This window comes from Streptococcus dentasini, assembly GCF_053206945.1.
Window position 1 is genome coordinate 93,074 of the sequence record NZ_JBRUHS010000008.1, and the last position, 18,227, is coordinate 111,300.

12 protein-coding genes and 2 pseudogenes are annotated in these 18,227 nt (G+C 42.0%); 1 reads left to right on the plus strand and 13 read right to left on the minus strand.

Annotated features, from left to right (window positions below):
* Positions 1–122: 122 nt before the first annotated feature.
* The gene (gene rpoB, locus ACVR1G_RS07325) at positions 123–3,716 is read right to left on the minus strand and encodes a DNA-directed RNA polymerase subunit beta (RefSeq protein ID WP_447452529.1); all 3,594 of its coding nucleotides are present in this window, start codon (positions 3,714–3,716) and stop codon (positions 123–125) included.
* A 319-nt stretch (positions 3,717–4,035) separates the two neighbouring features.
* On the minus strand, positions 4,036–6,429 hold the full coding sequence (gene pbp1b / locus ACVR1G_RS07330) for a penicillin-binding protein PBP1B (RefSeq protein WP_447452530.1): 2,394 nt from the start codon (positions 6,427–6,429) through the stop codon (positions 4,036–4,038).
* A 103-nt stretch (positions 6,430–6,532) separates the two neighbouring features.
* Here pbp1b and tyrS point away from each other — a divergent pair, with 103 nt between their 5' ends.
* Positions 6,533–7,789, plus strand: a complete 1,257-nt coding sequence (gene tyrS, locus ACVR1G_RS07335; RefSeq protein WP_447452531.1) for a tyrosine--tRNA ligase — start codon at positions 6,533–6,535, stop codon at positions 7,787–7,789.
* A 488-nt stretch (positions 7,790–8,277) separates the two neighbouring features.
* Here the strand turns inward: tyrS and ACVR1G_RS07340 are convergent, their stop codons facing one another.
* The 11 genes and pseudogenes from ACVR1G_RS07340 to ACVR1G_RS07390 form a co-directional block, all read right to left on the minus strand.
* A complete protein-coding gene (locus tag ACVR1G_RS07340; protein WP_447452532.1) occupies positions 8,278–9,939 on the minus strand; it encodes a CHAP domain-containing protein in 1,662 nt (553 codons plus the stop codon).
* 376 nt (positions 9,940–10,315) lie between these two features.
* Positions 10,316–10,597 carry a ClpB D2-like domain containing protein gene (locus tag ACVR1G_RS07345; protein WP_447452543.1) on the minus strand — a complete coding sequence of 94 codons (282 nt, stop codon included), beginning with the start codon at positions 10,595–10,597 and terminating at the stop codon, positions 10,316–10,318.
* A 78-nt stretch (positions 10,598–10,675) separates the two neighbouring features.
* A pseudogene (locus tag ACVR1G_RS07350) lies at positions 10,676–12,984 on the minus strand (AAA family ATPase); the annotation flags it as partial.
* Positions 12,985–13,069: 85 nt separating this feature from the next.
* Entirely contained in the window at positions 13,070–13,387 is a 318-nt protein-coding gene (locus tag ACVR1G_RS07355; protein ID WP_447452533.1) for a hypothetical protein, read from the minus strand.
* A complete protein-coding gene (locus ACVR1G_RS07360; RefSeq protein WP_447452534.1) occupies positions 13,374–13,577 on the minus strand; it encodes a hypothetical protein in 204 nt (67 codons plus the stop codon). The genes ACVR1G_RS07355 and ACVR1G_RS07360 overlap by 14 nt, the downstream gene beginning before the upstream one ends.
* A gap of 70 nt (positions 13,578–13,647) precedes the next feature.
* The gene (locus ACVR1G_RS07365; protein WP_447452535.1) at positions 13,648–14,151 is read right to left on the minus strand and encodes a hypothetical protein; all 504 of its coding nucleotides are present in this window, start codon (positions 14,149–14,151) and stop codon (positions 13,648–13,650) included.
* Positions 14,152–14,171: 20 nt separating this feature from the next.
* Complete coding sequence (locus tag ACVR1G_RS07370) at positions 14,172–14,681, minus strand: hypothetical protein (RefSeq protein ID WP_447452536.1); 510 nt, start codon at positions 14,679–14,681, stop codon at positions 14,172–14,174.
* Positions 14,671–16,131: a hypothetical protein gene (locus ACVR1G_RS07375; protein ID WP_447452537.1), complete on the minus strand. Its 1,461-nt coding sequence runs from the start codon at positions 16,129–16,131 to the stop codon at positions 14,671–14,673. Before ACVR1G_RS07375 ends, ACVR1G_RS07370 begins: the two co-directional genes overlap by 11 nt.
* Positions 16,132–16,136: 5 nt before the next feature.
* Positions 16,137–16,445 (minus strand): DUF4176 domain-containing protein, encoded by a 309-nt coding sequence (locus ACVR1G_RS07380; protein WP_447452538.1) that lies wholly within the window; start codon positions 16,443–16,445, stop codon positions 16,137–16,139.
* 35 nt (positions 16,446–16,480) lie between these two features.
* A complete protein-coding gene (locus ACVR1G_RS07385; protein ID WP_447452539.1) occupies positions 16,481–17,143 on the minus strand; it encodes a DUF443 family protein in 663 nt (220 codons plus the stop codon).
* A 15-nt stretch (positions 17,144–17,158) separates the two neighbouring features.
* Positions 17,159–18,227 (minus strand): annotated as a pseudogene (locus ACVR1G_RS07390) (hypothetical protein); the annotation flags it as partial.

Sequence of the window (18,227 nt, forward strand, 5' to 3'; positions counted from 1 at the left end):
AGTCTTTTAGATGCTGACACGATGAGTTTAGGACAACCAATCCCAAACTCCCAATTATTTTATGCTTTAATGAATAAGCAGTAGCTGAATTAGCCTTTTAATTAACTGCTCTTTGCCCCTGCTCAATCCTGATTAGCTTCCTGCGCCTCAGCAGTCTCTGGAGCCTCTTGAGCTGCACGAGCTGCTTCGGCTGCTTGTCTTTGACGAGCTTTTTCTAAGTCATCAACGTGCATCACATCGTCATCCTCACCTTCATCAAGGTCACGAAGTTCAACTTCTTGGTTATCCTCATCCAAGACACGCATATCCAGACCAAGCGATTGTAATTCCTTGACCAAGACACGGAAAGACTCTGGAACTCCTGGTTTTGGAATAGGTTTGCCCTTGGTAATTGCCTCATAGGCTTTCAAACGGCCTGTAACATCATCTGACTTGTAAGTCAAGATTTCTTGAAGGACATTTGATGCACCATAAGCTTCAAGGGCCCAAACTTCCATCTCTCCGAAACGTTGTCCACCAAACTGAGCCTTACCTCCGAGTGGCTGCTGCGTAACGAGTGAATAAGGACCAGTAGAGCGAGCGTGAAGCTTATCATCGACCATATGGTGAAGCTTGATCATGTACATGACACCAACAGAAACGCGGTTATCAAACGGCTCACCTGTACGGCCGTCATAGAGAACTGTCTTGGCATCACTAGCCATACCAGCTTCTTCCACAGTTTCCCAGAGATCCTCAGAAGATGCTCCGTCAAAGACTGGTGTCGCAATGTGGATCCCCAAGTTGCGAGCTGCCATACCAAGGTGGAGCTCCATGACTTGTCCGATATTCATGCGTGATGGTACCCCGAGCGGGTTCAGCATGATATCAACCGGAGTTCCATCTGGAAGATAGGGCATATCTTCAACAGGAACGATGCGCGAAACGACACCCTTGTTCCCGTGACGGCCAGCCATCTTATCTCCAACCTTAATCTTACGTTTTTGGGCGATGTAGACACGAACCAGCATATTAACACCTGATTGCAGCTCATCACCATTTGCACGTGTAAAGATCTTAACATCACGCACGATACCATCACCACCGTGCGGCACGCGAAGTGATGTGTCACGCACTTCGCGTGATTTATCACCAAAGATAGCGTGGAGGAGTCGTTCCTCAGCCGAAAGGTCTTTTTCCCCCTTTGGTGTTACCTTACCAACCAAGATGTCGCCTTCTTTAACCTCGGCACCGATGCGGATAATCCCCATTTCATCGAGATCCTTAAGAGCGTCTTCGCCGACGTTCGGAATCTCACGGGTAATCTCTTCAGGGCCTAATTTTGTATCACGTGTTTCTGACTCGAACTCTTCCAAGTGAACAGACGTATAAACATCTTCTTTGACTAGGCGTTCAGACATGATGACGGCATCCTCGAAGTTGTAACCTTCCCATGTCATGTAAGCAACAATAGGATTACGTCCGAGAGCCATTTCTCCTTTTTCCATAGAAGGACCATCTGCAATGAAGTCCCCTTTTTCAACTTGGTCACCAACCTTAACCAAGGTACGTTGGTTATAAGCTGTACCAGAGTTTGAACGACGGAATTTGGTAATATGGTAAACATCAAGTGAACCATCTTCGCGGCGCACTTCAACTTTCTCAGCATCCGAGAAGGTGACGCGGCCGTCATGCTTAGCTACCACAGCAGCACCTGAGTCATGGGCTGCTTGATACTCCATCCCTGTACCAACAAATGGTGCCTTAGGATCAATCAATGGCACAGCCTGACGCTGCATGTTAGCCCCCATAAGGGCACGGTTGGAGTCATCGTTTTCCAAGAATGGAATACATGCTGTCGCAACCGCAACGACCTGTTTAGGCGATACATCGACAAAATCGACAGAGCTTGCAGGGAACTCTTGGTTGTTACCTTGATGACGACCCATAACAATTTCTTGCGCAAAGCTGCCATCTTCATTAAGTTTTGAATTGGCCTGAGCAACAGTATATTCATCTTCTTCATCCGCAGTCAGCCAGACAATCTCATTAGTGACCTTACCAGTTGCGCGATCAACCTTACGATAGGGCGTTTGGATGAATCCATACTTGTTCAGATGTCCGTATGAAGACAAGTTATTGATCAAACCAATATTTGGTCCTTCAGGAGTTTCAATCGGACACATACGACCGTAGTGGGTGTAGTGCACGTCACGCACTTCATATCCAGCACGGTCACGGGTTAAACCACCAGGTCCCAAGGCTGACAAACGGCGTTTGTGAGACAGCTCTGACAATGGATTGTGTTGATCCATAAATTGAGACAGCTGAGATGATCCAAAGAACTCTTTAACCGCTGCTGTCACAGGACGAATATTGATGATTTGTTGTGGTGTCAGAACGTCGTTATCTTGAACGGACATACGTTCACGCACATTACGTTCCATACGAGTCAAACCAATACGGAACTGGTTAGCCAAAAGTTCACCTACCGCACGGATACGACGATTACCCAAGTGGTCAATATCATCTACCTTACCTAGCCCCTCAGCCAAGTTGAGGAAGTAAGACATTTCCGCCAAAATATCCGCCGGCGTAAGGGCACGGACCTTGTCGTCTGGATTGGCATTCCCAACAATTGTCACAACACGGTCAGCATCAATCGGTGATACGACCTTAAATTTTTGCAAGACAACAGGTTCTGTCACTACCGCATAATCATTTGGTGTGTACATGAAGCTATTCAAGCCCTTATCGATTTGTTCTGAGATTGAATTAATGACATCACGTGTCATTTCAGTACCAGCTTCAACAAGAATTTCACCCGTTTCATTATCTACCAAATTTTCGGCAAGGACTTGATTCAGGAGACGTGTTTTAACACTGAGTTTCTTATTGATCTTGTAACGACCAACAGCTGCCAAATCATAACGACGCGGATCGAAGAAACGGGCCATCAACAGACTACGCGAGCTGTCAGCAGTCTTTGGCTCTCCTGGGCGCAAGCGCTCGTATATTTCTTTGAGAGCTTCATCTGTACGCGCATCTGCTGGATTCTTATGGATATCCTTTTCAATAGTATTGCGAACCAATTCGCTGTCACCAAAAATATCCAGAATTTCATCATCACCTGAAAAACCAAGGGCACGCACTAAAGTCGTAAATGGGATCTTACGCGTACGATCAATACGAGTGTAGGCAATATCTTTCGAATCTGTTTCCAACTCTAACCAAGCGCCGCGGTTGGGGATAACCGTTGAACCATAGCCAACTTTGCCATTCTTATCAACTTTGTCGTTAAAGTAAACTCCCGGAGAACGTACCAATTGCGATACGATAATGCGTTCACCACCATTGATAATAAAGGTACCCATTTCCGTCATAATTGGAAAATCACCAAAGAAAACTTCCTGAGTTTTGATTTCACCGGTTTCCTTATTGATCAAACGAAAAGTCACAAAGATCGGTGCTGAGTAAGACGCATCGTGAATACGCGCTTCCTCAAGCGAATACTTAGGTTCTTTCAGCTCATAACCTACAAATTCCAGTTCCATGGTATCTGTAAAGTTAGAGATTGGAAGTACATCCTCAAATACTTCTTTCAAACCATTGTCCAAAAACTCTTGGAATGAATCCGTTTGGATTTCAATCAAATTGGGTAAATCAAGAACTTCCTTGATTCTAGAAAAACTGCGACGGGTGCGGTGTTTCCCGTACTGAACGTCATGTCCTGCCACGTTTCTATCTCCTTTATAGTAAGATACAAAGACCATTCGTCTGTTGGAGCAAGGTTAGCCTCATCAGCAAACAGAACTTAGGTCGAGGTCGATTAACAGTTTATTTGTCGCGGGACACCTTTTGCACCCGTAATTTTTAGAATTTTTATTTTTTTATTACAAATATAAAAATTCCTGAAATTAGGCACAAAAAGAGCAGCTAAATCTGACTGAAAAAGTTTGATTTAACTGCTGTATCTCTTGATTGGACAATATTTCAACCAAGTAAGACGACAAATAGTTGTTTACATTATAACCTATTTTGTACCATTACGCAAGTTTATTGCTGCCCTGTTACTGTCTTCCAAGCTGCCTCATCATCACTGTCACTACCACCGACCATGAAGCTGTATGTTGTATCACCAGCGCCATTCTTAGCCCAATTACTAGTAGTTGTTTCACCAGATAAATTGATGCTGTTACCATTATGAGACACCGTTGCCGGTTTCAAACCTGTTGACTTAAGCACTGTCGATTTAATAACATTGGAAGCCAGTGAAAATTTCTGTCCACCTCCAAAAACAGAAGAATCAGCAGCATCAATAGCATTGACTAAATTCGCCATATATTGTGCATTATTTTCATAGCCCGTATTAGAACTCATTGAGGCGTTATTATCATAACCTGCCCAGCCACCTAAGGTAACCGTTGGGGTAGATAACATGAGCCAAACGTCACTGTAATTATCGGTTGTTCCAGTTTTACCAATCCAGTCAATATTGGAAGCCAATCCTGCATTTATTGATGTTAGATGGTCTTTAAATTTAGTTGTTTTGCCCGATGCAATCGGTCCCTTAAGCAAATCAGTCATAATACTAGCCGCTTCCTTACCATAAACAGGAATAGGATTCTCGGCATGCTCATAGATCTTTCGACCCTTATTATCAGTAATGGACTGAACCATATAACCTTTTTGATATATACCCTCATTAGCTAACGTTTGATAAGCATTGGTCTGTTGCAGGACCGTTGTCTCAATACCTCCACCCAATGGCAAGCTTTCAATATCGTAATGATCAATCTGATACCCCATTTTAGTCATATAAGCTTCAACGTCAACACCTTGTTCTTGTAACATGCGATAGGTCCAGTAGGCTGGAATATTCCAAGAAGTATCTAGAGCTTCCTGAAGACTAACAGCCCCAGTCCCCTCATCATTGCCATGCATGATCTTTGTTCCACCCGAAAAAGTCGCTGGATAATTAGACAAGATAGAGGCTGACCCCAGCATCCCCTGATCAAGAGCAATGCCATAAGCAATAATAGGCTTGATACTAGAACCAGGAGAACGCTTTGTGTCTAGCGCATGGTTATTTTGATTAACCTTATAATCGCGGCCACCAACAAAACCGAGAATCCCTCCAGTTTTATTATCCATCAAAACATTACCAACGTCTACTCTGCTGCTGTTGCCAGCATCCAATTGGCCTCCGGAATTTTGTGCGGATTCTTGCATAGCTTTATAGATATTTTCATTGATAGTTGTTGTAACCCTGTATCCTCCTGTCTGTAAAGCTTCTAAAGCCAATTGTTGATAATTGGCCACAGTTTCATCATTCTTCAAGTCAAATTGAGAAACTTCATCCCGCTTAATCAGATAGTCATACATATGCTGTTGAGCTTCCTCCATAACCGCATAGTAGAGATAATCATGACTAACACTACTGGATTCTTCAGAAGCTATGAAATCTTGTTGAATATCGTATTGTCTATGGTGGCGATAATCTCTTTTGCTCAAATAACCTGCTCGATACATATTATAGAGGACCGCTTGCTGACGTTTCAGGCCATAAGTCAAACTTTCCTGATCTTTTAAACGTCCATCTGCAGCATAGGGAGAGTAAGTAATCGGACTTTGGGGCAATCCCGCGATATAAGCTGCCTGTGGAACTGTTAATGCCTTTGACGATACTCCAAAAATCCCCTTAGCAGCCTCTTCTACACCGGCAATATTCTCCCCCTTATTATTACGACCAAAAGGGGATACATTTAAATAAGAGGTTAGGATTGTATCTTTTGTCATATAGCGTTCTAAGGCTAATGAATAAATAATTTCGCGTGCTTTACGCTTAAAAGTAGGGTCATCACCAACTACTTGCTGTTTGACCAACTGCTGAGTTAAGGTAGAACCGCCACTATTAGAACCAACGCCTAACACCGAGGAAACGAGAGCACGAAATACCGCTTTTGGGACAACACCGTGATGAGATTTGAAATTTTCATCCTCAGTTGCAATAACTGCCTGTTTGATATTACTACCGATATCTTCCCCCTTTACGGGGCTGCGCTGCAAGTCTGTATCCACTTCCGCAATATCGTGTCCATTAGCATAGGCCAAAGTGGACACTAGACTAATCGAACGCACCTGCATGACAAGGGTCGCTCGATCAGGAACTTTAACGCTATCAATTTGGCTGGCTAGATAACCTACACCTAATCCAGAAACAAGCATAAAAACAAGCAAAACGACAATGTAAAAGAAATCCGATATCATCTTTAAACTGCTGAGCACAACAGAAACTCTATCTGCCCCTGACAGTTCGAATTCCGAATCAGAATCACTATTTTTCTGCCCTTTGCCCAGCTTATTCTTAGATTTTAAATGCTTTGGAGTCCTTGACCTTTTAAAAAAGGCAACTAAATCTTGCCAAAGCTTCTTGAAGAATTCAACCATAATCTACCTCTAAGCCATTATACCAAAATCAAGGTCAACTTGCATGAGCCTCAGAGTTTTTGGTATAATGAGCCTTAGCACTATAAATCACTGGAGAGATACTATGACAATTTTTGATGAATTAAAAGAACGCGGTTTAATTTTTCAGACCACCGATGAAGACAGTTTAAAAAAGGCTCTTGAAGAAGGGACAGTTTCTTATTATACTGGTTACGATCCAACAGCTGACAGCCTGCATTTGGGGCATTTAGTGGCTATTTTAACATCCCGTCGCCTACAACTAGCTGGTCATAAACCGTATGCTTTAGTCGGCGGAGCGACAGGATTGATTGGCGATCCTTCCTTTAAGGACGCTGAACGAAATCTACAAACGAAAGAAACCGTTCAAGGATGGGTAAAAAAGATTCAAAACCAGTTATCTCGTTTTCTTGATTTTGATAATGGCGATAACAAGGCCGTTATGGTCAACAACTATGATTGGTTTGGCTCTATCAGTTTCATCGATTTCCTGCGCGACGTTGGAAAATATTTCACCGTCAATACCATGATGAGTAAGGAATCTGTAAAAAAGCGAATCGAAACCGGTATCTCTTACACAGAGTTTGCTTATCAAATCATGCAAGGTTATGATTTCTATGAGCTAAACCAAAAATACAATGTCACTTTGCAAATTGGTGGGTCTGACCAATGGGGAAATATGACTGCCGGTACCGAACTCATTCGTCGTAAAGCTGACAAGACCGCCCATGTCATCACTGTTCCGCTCATTACTGATTCCACTGGTAAAAAATTCGGAAAATCAGAGGGCAATGCTGTTTGGCTAGATGCTGACAAAACATCTCCTTATGAAATGTACCAATTCTGGCTTAATGTCATGGATGACGATGCTGTACGTTTTTTGAAAATTTTCACCTTCCTATCTTTGGATGAAATCGCCGAAATCGAAAAACAATTTGATGGTGCCCGCCATGAACGTTTAGCACAAAAAATCCTTGCACGTGAAGTGGTCACACTTGTTCACGGCCAGGAAGCCTATCAAGAAGCTCTAAAAATTACCGAACAACTTTTTGCAGGTAATATCAAAAATCTATCTGCAATTGAGCTAAAACAAGGGTTGAGCAACGTCCCTAACTATGCTATCCAAAAAAGCGACAGTCTTAATATTGTTGACATTCTTGTAACTGCTCAAATAGTTAACTCTAAACGCCAAGCTCGCGAAGATGTGCAAAATGGTGCTATTTATATTAATGGTGAGCGTATTCAAGACCTCGATTATACTCTATCTGCGACAGATAAGATTGATAATGAATTAACAGTCATTCGTCGTGGTAAGAAAAAATACTTTGTATTAACTTATTAAGTAAGCTAAGGAAGAGGGGGATGATAAAAATTAGTAGGCGAGGTCTCAATTTCCTTACCTCACCCCTACACAGTTGATTAAGATTTGAGATTGACAAAGTTAGCGGTCTATAGTTTCCCCTTTAACAGTTAAAAGGAACTGTCAAAAGTTTAGGCTAAAAACAAGAAATAAAATTCCTAATCAGCAACCAAGCCATTAGTCTTCATATATTGAGCTTAGGACACCCTTTATGCGAAGTACAAAAAGCCTCTTATAAGGTAAACTAAGATCTAGACAAAACTTGTCCCCTGTTTGATGTTAAGATAAGTTATTCATCGGCTAACAAAGTGTCTCTTGTATACACGAAAATCCCTTCAGAGCAAAGGGATTTTTTCTTATATTTTTGTTAGGTAAGCACAAGCTAGAAACTCAGGATTTAGGTAGGCTTCCTTGTGTGCAAGCACACAGCATTACCTTCTTAAAATCTCATATTTTACGGTTTTAGTATCTTAGCTTTTATGACCGATGACGTAGGTGAGGGTTGAGGCTTGGGCTGCAGAGAAGGTGCGGTAAGAAACGACTCCTAGACCAAGGGCGTTGGATTCTGAGATAAGAATGGAGCCATCAGCTTTAACTTCTTCGACAATAGCGACATGACCATAGCTAGGATCAGCACCGGCCTGTCCTGGTGCAAAGGATACCGCATAGCCAACTTTGGGCGTATGACCCACATCATAGCCGGCTTTATGCTGCCAATCACCGCCATTACCCATATAAGCATCGTAGCTGTAACCCAGTTCTTTGGCACGGTTATAAACATACCATGTACATTGCCCCCAAGGGTAAGAAGCTGCTATATAGCTATCTGTACTCATGGGATGCGAAATCTGATAGCCACTAGGGACAGCCATGGCACTGGTACCATTTAAGTGCTTAAGATCCTCTGGGATAGGCGGTGTGCCACCATGCTGGTCAATCCAAGTATCAATATCTTGCATGATTTGCGCCCGGCGCTTGCCAGTTCCCGAGGTATCGGTGAAATAAACACCCCCATCTGCAATAGGGTTAAGTTGACCCATGGCATTCTTCTTGGCCTTATCGTCTTGAATCTTAAAGGTCCAATTTTTATTTTGAATGATGGTTTCAGCTGTCATTTTTGTAATAGCCTTGTCATCAGAAAAGTTGGCCGCATTATCAGGGTTGGCATCAAAAGCACCATAGCCAAACATGTTGGAGCCTTGAATAGTAGCGACACCAGCTGTTCCTAGCGAGCTCTCTGCCATAGCAATAGCGATAATCGCGCGCACATCTAGGCCACTGTCATTTTGCCATTGAAGCAAAAGTTTACCATTAATCCGATTGTGATTGTAGGAAACTCCCAGAGAATTCAAATAGCCATCTAGCTGTTCAGCCGTAATCCCGTAGCGATGGGACAGAAGGTTGTGGGTATAGGCAGAGTCGCCTGACCAGTGTTCTACGTAGGCCGTATAGCTTGGCGGTGTTGTCGGTGTATTATCAACAGGGCCAAACCAACGATCAGCTTGACTTGTCTGCCTTGTGTTACTAGCTGAGTTTGACGGAAGCTTAAGATCTACTTGAAAAGAATTTAGAATGACTTGCTTTTTACTTTCAGCTGAATTTTTGCCTAAGTTAGTTTTAGGCTCTTCCTTGGCGGGAATATCGTTTTCCTTAGAACCTGAAGAATGGGCCTTCGCCTCCTCTTCACTGGTTGGTGAAGCAGAACTTTCAGTTTTAGACTGATCATCAGCTGCATTTGAGCTAGCTTCGTTCGTCGAACTGCTTGGAGAGCTTTGTGCACTCGAAGAAGCTTGAGACTGACCCTGATCAGTGCCCGTCTCTTGGCTAGAACTAGCCTCAGAACTTGATGAGGACTGTTCCTCCTTAGCATCTAAATCATCAGGGATCCCATTTTTGTTGGCATCCTCTTCGTCATCGGGAACACCGTTGTGGTTCTTGTCTTCCTCATGGTCGGGAATACCATTATGATCATTGTCTTCTTGGGATTTGGAAGACTCTTGAGTCTGTTGTGAAGGAGCCTCGCTGGATGGTAAAAGGCCGTCATTTGTTTGTGCTAGAGCTAAGCTCGGTGCTAGATAAGAGCCTGAAAAGGTCACCAGCATAGCCAAGGATAGCCATTTGGGGAGTTTCATAAGTGATTATCACTTTCCTTTCTTTATAGGATACTAAGGGCGTCAAGAAAAAATAAGAGAGTAAAACTGTGTCCTTGAAGACAAGCGAGGTAATCTTTTTCTTGAAGCTTTTAGTAGGAGTGGGCGCTCCTGTAATAAAATACTAAATCTGTAAGAAGAGCTGCGCTTTTAAAAAGCGACTCTTTTTACTGGTATATAAACGATTTTATGCCATTGGGCAGTCTTTTGTCAATCGATTGAACTCAAAATTGCTATATTTCTGGTTCTTTTAAAACAAAGGTTCATCCATATAGAAACTTGGAACGCAGGCGGACTGTTTTATATCTGAAAGTTTTGATTAACTGCTTTATCTCGCTACTATCCGCCCGTCCAAAAATTAATGTCTGATAATTTTGATTTCTTGATTATCTTCTGTAATCAGGATATGATCACCTTTTGTAATTTCTTGATAAATCAAAAGTTGAGATAGCTTATCTTCAATTAGACGAGCAATCCCTCGTTTGATTGGACGAGCACCGTTGATAGGATCAAAACAGGTCTTTGCAATATAAGCTGCAACTTTTTCGTCAAAATCAGCTTCAATTCCTTGCTGTGCCAGTATAACTTGTTCCCGCTGCAGCAATAGTCGCGTGATCTCTAAAATATTATCATCATCCAAGGGTCTAAAAACAACTGTTTCATCAATACGATTTAAGAACTCTGGTCGGAAATAATCTTTAACAGCCGATTGAACATTATCATGAATATATTGATGGTCTCGAGCTGCCAATTCTGTATTAAAACCAATGGGATGAGACTGGTAAATGTCTTTAGTTCCTAAATTAGACGTTAAAATAATAATTGTATGTGTGAAATCAACTGTCTCTCCGCGACTGCTAGTCAAGATACCATCATCAAATCAAACATTTTAGGATGAGCCTTTTCAACTTCATCGAACAAAATAACAGAATAGGGGTGATTCTTGATATGCTCTGTCAGTCGTCCGCCCTGTTCAAATCCGACATAACCAGGAGGAGATCCGATAAGTTGAGAAACTGTATGCTCTTGTTGGTATTCGGACATATCAAAACGCATCATCATTTTAGGGCTGCCAAATAGTTCTTCAGCTAGTACCTTAGCTGTCTCGGTCTTACCAACACCACTTGTCCCCAGAAACAAGTAGACACCTACTGGGCGGTTAGGATCACGAAATCCGGTATAGGAGCGGACAATAGCCTTGGAGATGAGATCAACTGCTTCTGGCTGCCCAATGACTTTTTCTGAGAGACGTTTCGGCAAGTTCTGCAGCTTGCATAAGGGCGCTTCTTGGTTTAACACAACTACCAGTTCTTTTGCAGGTACTCCTGTCCTAGTCTCCACTATTTCCCTAATCTGTTCAGGTGTCACCGTTAGGGAAGTTTCTTGGGGTACGCTGCTGAAAGACAGCTGGGTCTTTTGGAACTTCTCTTTTGCCTTGTCTATACGTTCTTCAAGTGTTTCAATAATAACCGAGTCAGGGATAGGTGCTGCACGCGCTTTAGCCAGTTGCTGCCGCCAGTATCTCATTTCGTGTTCCAGTTCCTGACGGAGAGTAGGCTGACCTTCCTGATTGCTCAGAAGAGCCCCGGCATCATCAATTAGGCTGAATGCACTGGCTGGAAGGCATTCACCAGTTAAATATTTCTTTGCCAAATCAACAGCGATATCCACTACCTCTGGAGCATAGTTTATCTGATAATAGGCTTCATAAAAAGGCAATCGGTGCTTAAGCATGGTTTTGGCTTGCGTCTCGGAAGGCTCAGAAATTCTAATGATACTAAAATACTGAGTCAGAGTAGTCTCATGGAAGAGCAAATGCTCCCAATCGGCAGGTGTTGCTGTTCCAATCACATTAAACCCTTCTTTAAGGAGAAGAGGCTGAATCGACTTTTTCAAATAATAGTCATCCTGAATGCTTCGGAGGTCGTCAATATACAGTAACAAATCTGGCTCCTGTCTTAATTCCTCTGCCAAAGCCATGGCTATCGCATCGCCATCAAACTCTTTGGTCAGACTAGGGAGTGTCCTAAGATCTAACCGCAGAATTCGCGTTTCCTCAAGACTAACAAGTCCCTGTTGAGCAGTTTTTAAGGCTAAGGCGTCAATTATTGCCGCCTTTCCAACGCCACTGTCTCCCAGAAGGAGAACAGGTTTCTTATGACGACGGAGCAAGGCTGCTTCTATCTGTTTTAATTCCTGATCACGTTCAACAGCTGGCTGAATTAGTCCCTGTTCAGCTTGAGCCGTGATGTCAAAAGCAATCAACTCTAAGATAGGCTGATCTGGCACCTGCTTTCGGGAATAGCGCTCTCTGGAGGACATTGTAGAATGCCCATCTCGGGCTTTACGATACTGTCGGTCTTCCTTCATCGTGAAAATAGCTTTCAGAGGCTCTTCATAAGAGAGACTAGGAGTTTCAGCCATCAATTTTTCAAGAATGACCGCTGCGTTAGACTCTGGATGGTGAATTATCCCCAACAGAATATAGTAGGTATCCATCCCCTCAGTGGGATCTTCTTGAAAGCGCAATTCGTCAGCGAAGGTAAGAATATCAAGCACCACTTGACTGATAGGACAATCAATCCCTTGTAGAACCTTATCAGAAGGTGGCTCAGGTAGTAGTTGAACAGGGTGCTCACTCAGCCACTGCCGCCGTTTTTCTTGATACTTGCGCTCTGATGTAACTGCGTAACTCGAATCCGAACTCTCTTCTAAGACAAAGGACTCCCTTGCTCGAACATGGGAAGCAGCAGCTATTTCCTTTGAAATCTTGCTTTTCGTAATAGCATATCTTCCCAAAGCAAATCCGGCTCCAGAATCTCTAGCGCTCAAAAGGGATAGCAGTAACAGTTGCGATGTCAGGCAGGCTTCTTTATGATCACCAACCACAGCGGCAGCCAGTTCTAAGGCTTCCCTAGTCTGAGGGGTCATCTGATAGTTAAGAACAGTGTTAGCTTCCGTCATAGTAATCCTTTCGTTTCCCAAATGGTAGACTTTAACTTCCTCATTACTTCCTGCCATTGTCATATAAAAAATAATCTAAAATCCATCGTAATCTCTAAGGATAATGTAACTTTGTCATATTCGTCACTATAATCGTTAAAATGCATACTTATAAGCCTGGTGGCGTATATTGGTAGACTTTAACGCACTTACCTTTATTGTCAAAGGCCATAACAAAGTAAGCTTTATCATTATCGTATATTAGAGACAAAGGATTATCTTTTATCACATAAACTTCTTTGTTATGACCCAGTATGGATGGGTCAAACTTGCCGTATCGTGTTTCAATTTCGGTTCTGTTTTTTCCTAGCATCCAATGATTATCATATTTCCAATAAACTTGATTATGAAAGTAAAGAAATAATGAAACAATGCATATAACAAAAGAAATTAGCATTATTGAGACTATTTTTTTATTTTTCACCATGAGCTTCCTTCTGTTTTTTTACACTGTCATCTTCTAAGATATAGTATCGGTCATAAATACCGCTTTCATCTTCTTCACCAAGTCCCATATCTGCTCTAAGGGCTCTTTCTTGCCAATTAAAACCTGATATATATTTTTTCCAATTATCAACAGCGTCAGCATGAAATTCTATCTCTGAGGCATAAGACACTTCATCGAGTTGAGGTTGAGGTGCAGCTTTTCTTTTGTCTGCTATATTTTATTCTCCTATTCTTCTGGGTCTACATACTATCATAAATATCTTTAACCGTTTTGGCTATGGCTTTGCGGACGAACCCTTCATACTTATCACGTTCTTCTTTGGGAATTTCATCGTTATATAAATTTTTACCATCCTTGTGGTAAAGAATCGACTTCACTCTCATCCTTTCATCAAATTCCACCATAAGGTCTTCTTCTGTATTAATATCCATGCGGATAATAACTCCACTCTTTGTTGGAACACTTATTACAACTGCTGGAGTCGTCTTGGTTGTTAAGTTATCGATTCGTTCATTCATCTTGAGACCATAGTCGTCTACTGAGTAACCGGCCTTGCGAACTTCTTTCTCATAGCGAGTGGTATTCATTAGACTGTTCAACTGCTCATAGGTATTTCCTTGCTCATAGGCTCTCTGAAAAGCACTAGATTGATAGCGGTGCCGCCCCCAGAAAAAGCTGCCGATTAACAGAGGGAGAAGCAAGAGGAGAGTCAATAGGAGCCGCTGCTGTCGTTTAACTGACATGATTCTGATCCCTCTTTATTCTAAGAAGCCATACTATCATAGATATCTTTAATCGTTTTGGCTATGGCTTTGCGGACGAACGCTTCATACTTCTCCTGTTCTTCTTTGGAGATCTCATTATTAAGTAAATACTTTCCATCTTTATAATAAAGGATAGAGACTAACTTCATTTCAGAATTAAATTCTAAACGAAATCTCTCGTTTTCTTTTAATGATATGGCTGTATCTATACCGCTTTTTGTTGGAACACTTATTACAACTGCTGGAGTCGTCTTGGTTGTTAAGTTATCGATTCGTTCATTCATCTTGAGACCATAGTCGTCTACTGAGTAACCGGCCTTGCGAACTTCTTTCGCATAGCGAGTGGTATTCATTAGACTGTTCAACTGCTCATAGGCATTGCCTTGCTCATAGGCTCTCTGAAAAGCACTTGACTGATAGCGGTGCCACCCCCAAAGCCCCCCTCCAACTAAAAGGAAAACAAGCGCAAACATGCTCACAATGATGTACCCTTTTTGTCTACCTGACATTTTTCTTCTCTCCTCTTTCCAAGTAATCATAAAAGTCCTGTTTGTGCTTATCTTTTTCGTCATCACTGTATGGGGACGAAATATGGTTGCTTCCTATAGTCTCGTCTTCAATAATATCTTCGACAACATCCTCACCTGATTTCTTGCCCCATCCAAAAATAGTGCCAGGATCATCATAATTATCGTAAAACTCATTGACACGATTGATACTGTTATCAGAAATACCAGAGTTATATTCAGCGCCAATTGTAAAAATATCATCTCTGTCGACTTTATCGGCAGTTGCCCGTTTGTAGTAATTAATAGCATCCAAATCTGAATTAAAATCTGAATCACTGTATCGCCCAGAATCCACATCACCTTTAAAAGAGATTTCCTCGTGCTCTAGACCCTCGTTAGCGAGATGAGATAAATTATGAACCGCATTATCCGTTGAAAAAGTATCCCAGCTTTCCTCTGTAAAAGCAGCGATTTGAACTGCTTCATGGGCAAAGTCCTTGGAAGCGTCAGGATTTGCATGTTGGGCCTCAATTCCGTCTTCAAGTTTTTTGATATCGCTGCTTGATAATCCGTATTCTTTACATAGCTTATCCCGTTCAGATTTTTCTTCTGTCCCGCAAATCGCTTTCCAACGGGTTGAAACATAGCTGTCCGGTGCGAAAGAAGCAATCAATCGATTATATTCATAAAGAACCTTCTCATTGCTCCAGTTCTCCTTGTCAGCTTTTTCAAGAATTCCTTGCTGTAGCCTATACAGCGTCTCGGCTGTCTCACGATCAAATCCATAGGAATTAACATAATCCAAAACTATGATAAGCTTTTCCCAGTTGGTATTGATGTTCTTCGCCCACTTGAGCTGTCCCTTACTCGGCATAGTGAAGCTCCCGTTGAACCCGGCAATCCCTTGGTTTAATAGCGTTAAGCCTGAGCTGACATCAGCCTCAAGCCCAGCTATATCACTAAAGAAACCTGACGATGCTGCGTCGTAAGCATTGATCTTATCCAGCTTCTTTTGGCGCTTGTCCCGCTCCGCTGTATCACTGTTCACCGCATTCTCTGTGGTTGTCCTATTGGGATCGTCAGACGCCATCCCTTCCAAAAGCGAATTGTTGGTATTGATTGTAGTATTCAAGGCTTCGATCTCTGCCGACAACACCTCCGTATCATCGGATAATTCATCCTCACCCACATCTGAGCGGTACCTATCCGGCAACATCTGCGTATCGGTCTTAGCCGCTTCGGCTAAAAGAATCATCCCTTTAGCCAAGGGGGTGACAACTGTATCCCCATACTCCTTGGCATTGGTATAGGCTGTCCCTTTGAGCTTATCGGAACCCTTCAGCGTGGAAATCGCTGAGAGGATACTCTCAAAGCCAGTCGTGTAGTTATCGGCTAGCGTCGCCACAGAACTCGCTTGGGTATCTGAACTCCCCAAGACCATTTTTACCATATTATCTAATCTCCTTCCAAGGGTCCTATAACTTCCCCTTGAGGAATTTGAGAACCTTCTTCTTCTAACCATTGCTGATAGAGCTCGTCAAATTTATCTTCGCTTTCATCATGATATCCTTCAAAAACGACTTTCTTAATATTTTTCTCATTAAAATAGAAAACCTTTTGAGGATTCAAACCTACAGGGTACTTACAAGCACTGTAATCATATCTAACAATCCTCTCACCATCATTTATAAGAGGAGCTCTATTTAAAATCATTAATTTTTGTGTACCATCATGTAATTGTACAATCGAACCAATACTAAGCATATCTTATTCTCCTGATTTTTAAAATTTACATACGATTAATTTTGAAGCTTGATCCAGTATTTGTTGGGAGCAAGAAATACAAAATTACCAGCGCATAAACATAGGGGTGGAAGAGTTAACAAATTGATATGGACAATATAGTTATCAACTTGAGCAGTCAAAAAGGCGTAGATAATAGCTGTACAAACAGCTAAAATAACCAAATAGGAAAAAGCAAACAGCAGAAGACGTTTTACAAAACGGGGAAAAATCCAAATTTTTTGATAGCTTCTTTTGTAGTAACTATCTGGCAACTTATAAGCTTGTGTCATCCAAATACGTAAGCCTATAACCATAAAGCCTATAAAAATAGCTAATATATAATTGAACATTCCTGCAGAAAAATATAGATATTGATTAACATTAAAACCAATTCCAAGCAGCATGGCTAACAATCCCGAACCTAAGCTATAGCGAAAACCATAGCGGCTGAAAACTTCACGAATATGCTCACTCATTTCGGGAGAGTTAGATAGTTGTTGATACTCTGTTTGCGTTATAGGATAACAACGGTGAGGAACAAAGTAAATAAGAACTGGAAAAAAGTAAACAATGAGAAGGGGAGTATCTGCATCTAAAAGGTAATATTGATTCGTAGATTTTAAAATACGGTATCGTAAATTCCTTTTTCTCAAAAATTCGATTTCGGCTTTCTGCATTGTGAATTCCTCTCATTAATCAAATGGATTAATGGCACTTATGCCGCTTGATATAGCGTCGCCTACCTTATCCGCTTTATCTTCAACCCAGTCTTTTGCTTTTCCTGCATTATCCTCAACCCAGTCTTTTGCCTTTCCAGCCCCCTTATCAATCCATTCTCCAGCAGCGTCTAAGCCATCTTGCATTCCTAAGAAATTATGATCATAACCCAACTCGAACAATTGAACTGCTCCGTATCCCACAGCAGCTCCTGCCAAAGCAGCCCAGCCAACTGGTCCACCTGCAATACCAGTTATCACTGCTGTAGTCAAGGCGCTAGTTCCTAAACCGACTGCTGTACTTGCTCCTGTATGAGTAATGCCTTGACCGACTGTTTTCCCCTTATTAGCAACGTCGTTCCAAACACCTACACCAAAGGCAGCAAGTTGGACATAAGGATTACTTAAAACTCTACCAAATTTACTGATTGCATTCCCTTTGCTTACCGTTGCAAGCCCTTTCTGATAACCATTCCTATATAACCTTTTGCCTGTGTCAAGTATCACAAAACCACCAGCCCCCCCTTGAGAGGCCACAGTGATTTTACTAATAATCTTAGCTAGCCTGTCCGTTCCGCTAGATACAACCCAGCCACCAGCTCCTTTTACCAGATCACCAATATTACTCATATATTGTAAAATAGTATTAGCAATGGAAGGCCCTGAATCCTTATTACTTTCTTTTGTTGGAACGTTAACACCATGGTTTGTATAATAGGTGTTGATAGCATTCATCATTGGAGTGGAAAGTTGCGTATTTGGATGGTTCTGTGCATAGGTAATTAAGGCTTTAATATCACTATCCGTCAGTTCTTCACCATTGCTAACTTTTCTGACAACTGATTGGTAAGCTTCCGTCAACCTCCTATCCCGCTCATCCCACTGAGAATTAATCGTCTTGGTCCACTCTAGGTCCTTCTTACTCGGCATAGTGAAGCTCCCGTTGAACCCGGCAATCCCTTGGTTTAATAGCGTTAAGCCTGAGCTGACATCAGCCTCAAGCCCAGCTATATCACTAAAGAAACCTGACGATGCTGCGTCGTAA